Source organism: Prevotella sp. (genome assembly GCF_036570325.1).
In the GTDB taxonomy this organism is placed as follows: domain Bacteria; phylum Bacteroidota; class Bacteroidia; order Bacteroidales; family Bacteroidaceae; genus Prevotella.
Genome location: NZ_DATCYK010000033.1, coordinates 1 through 2,485 on the forward strand (window position 1 = coordinate 1; position 2,485 = coordinate 2,485).

1 protein-coding gene and 2 pseudogenes are annotated in these 2,485 nt (G+C 50.3%); 2 read left to right on the plus strand and 1 reads right to left on the minus strand.

The window, feature by feature from the left end:
• Positions 1-205, plus strand: a pseudogene (locus VIR50_RS03020) (hydrogen peroxide-inducible genes activator); the annotation flags it as partial.
• A 217-nt stretch (positions 206-422) separates the two neighbouring features.
• On the opposite strand, the gene VIR50_RS03025 reads toward VIR50_RS03020, so the two are convergent.
• Positions 423-1,559, minus strand: coding sequence for a TlpA disulfide reductase family protein (locus tag VIR50_RS03025; protein WP_331933670.1), 1,137 nt, complete (start codon positions 1,557-1,559; stop codon positions 423-425).
• A gap of 392 nt (positions 1,560-1,951) precedes the next feature.
• Here VIR50_RS03025 and VIR50_RS03030 point away from each other — a divergent pair.
• Positions 1,952-2,485: pseudogene (locus VIR50_RS03030) on the plus strand (endoglucanase); the annotation flags it as partial.

The following is a 2,485-nucleotide window of genomic DNA, read 5'->3' on the forward strand; positions in this document are numbered from 1 at the left end:
CGAGTTGGCCATACCGCAGTTGAGCGATGAGCAGCGTAAGTTGGTGCGTTCGTTTGCCCTGCCCGTGCCTTCGAGGGAGATAGGACTGCTTACCGGCTCGGGCTTTATACGCTATTCGCTGCTCAATATGCTGGTAGAACATATCCGAAGCTCCGTTCCCGCCGAAATGTTGAAGCCCCGTCAGTTGCAGCAAGTGGTGAAATAACAAGCCGGCAGGATAGGGAGGAAAGGAGAATTATCATCTTCCTATCTTGAAAAAGAGTTGAAATAAGGAGGTTGAAACAAACAAAGCACGCTTTGAAATTTATGTTTCAAAGCGTGCTTTGTTTATATATAATGTAAAGACGGCGGGTCGTTTACTTATCGTAATCAGATGATTTGGCGAGCCGATGATAGGATGAAATCAGTCGGCGGTTGGCAGTTTACTTGCCAAAAGTTTCGTCGAGGAAGGTGTAGAACGATGGATCTTCGCCTACGATGGTCTTTACTATCTTGCCATCGGGGCCCACCAAAACCTTCGTGGGGAAGCCTGTTACACCGTAATCGCTCAACACTTTGCTGCCACGAGGGTTGTAAACGTGGAGCCATGGCAACTGATGTTTCTGCACGGCAGCCTTCCATTTGGCGTCGGTATCGTTGCAGTCAACGCCCAATATCTCGAATTTGCCGGCGTACTTCTGGTAATATTCCTTCATCTGCGGCATGCCCTTGATGCACCAAATGCACCATGAGCCCCAGAAATCAATGAGCACATACTTGCCGCGGAGGCTCGATAAGCTCAAATCTTTGCCATTTATATCCTTCAAAGTGAAGTCGGGCGCCATGATACCTGCCGCTTGTTTCTGCGCGGCGGCTTCCTCAGCGGCCTTCTCTTGCTTCATGGCTTCGAGCGGACGGGTAAAGAATGGGCGCATTCTTCCGTTCTTTACAGCGGGCGAGAGGGCGGCGATGGCCTGCTCCATGAGGCCTATTTCTTGCAAACTTGGCACGATGGCGGCGCTTACTTCGCTCGTAGGATGGTCCTTGATGTAGTTAAAGAGCGCCTCGGTGAAGGCCTTTTTCAGGGCCGGCGACTTCTCCTCGTACTCTTTCATGATGGCTTCGCGGCTCTCACCGGCCTGCATGCGGGCACTAAGGGCTACTTGTAAATCAGACAAAGGCTTCTGCGCGGCCTCCATCATTACGTCGGCTTCGTGGTATTCCTTGTAGAACTTGGAACCCGTAACGTCGTAGTGAGAAGTTACATCGCCCGTAAGAACGCACTCCTCGTTGGGCACGGCAATGATGATGGCGTACTTGTTATCCTCGCGCCGCATGGTCTTAGGCGTCAGAAGCTGTATGTTCTTGGGCTGATCAATGTCGAGGCTGGTTTCAAACTTGCCGTTCTTGGCCACTACGGTCTCCATTTTGGCATCCTGATTGGTCTGTCCGGGGATATAGACAATCATCGTGTCGCCGAAGTTTTTCAGCTCTACTTTCAACTGAAAATTGCCTTTGGGGGCTGCCCAACCTGACAAAACAGACAGGATGGCGGCCAATGTGAATAAAATCTTCTTCATCTTTTTCCTTATCATTAAACTATTAATAATATGTGGTCATCGTCTTATCAGACAATGATTTGCCTGCAAATGTATAATGATTATGGGCAAGAAAATGGAAAAGACTGGCATATTTAATTTTTTATAACATGCCTTCGGTGTCGTGAGAGCAGCCCTTTGACGTTGTGAAAGCAGCCTTTTGAGCGTGTCATAGCAGCCCTTTGACATGGCGAAAGAGGGCCTTTGGGCGGGCCATGGGAGGCCTTTGGACAAACCGAGGATATGAAAATGTGGGGCAGGCATGATGGAAATATGGATTAATAAGCGTAACTTTGCCCGGTAAGTCTTACGCTGTGGCGTTGAGACGGGTGATAGACAATCTGAAATTAAATCAACAAATAAACTACACAAACATGAAAAAAACTCTTTTGGTGATGGCCCTCATGCTGCAAACCGTGCTGGTAATGGGAGCCGACAAAATCGTGAAGGCTGCCGACAAAGCCATAACTTTTACGGGAAGAACGGAGACGCTGGCCGATGGAAGCGTGCGTTACGACTGGATAGGCGTGTACATGCAAACGCGTTTTACGGGCGGATACATCGCCGTGGAAGTAGCCGAGACGGGCACGAGTTACCACAATATATTTATAGACGGGCGCTTTGTCCGTAAGATAAAGATAACGGGCAAGGAGCGACAGCTCATCACCTTGGCCGAGAAATTGGGCAAAGGACCTCATACCCTGCGGCTTCAGAAATGTACGGAGGGCGAGTATGGATGTACCACGGTGAGCGCCTTACATGTGGCGAGTGGCGCCACGTTGCAGGCGGTGGCCCCCCGCGAGCGCCTGATAGAGGTGTATGGCGACTCCTATACCTGCGGTTATGGCACGGAAGGAAAGAGCGCCCGCGAGCGTTTCAGGCTCGATACGGAGAATTGCGACAAGGCT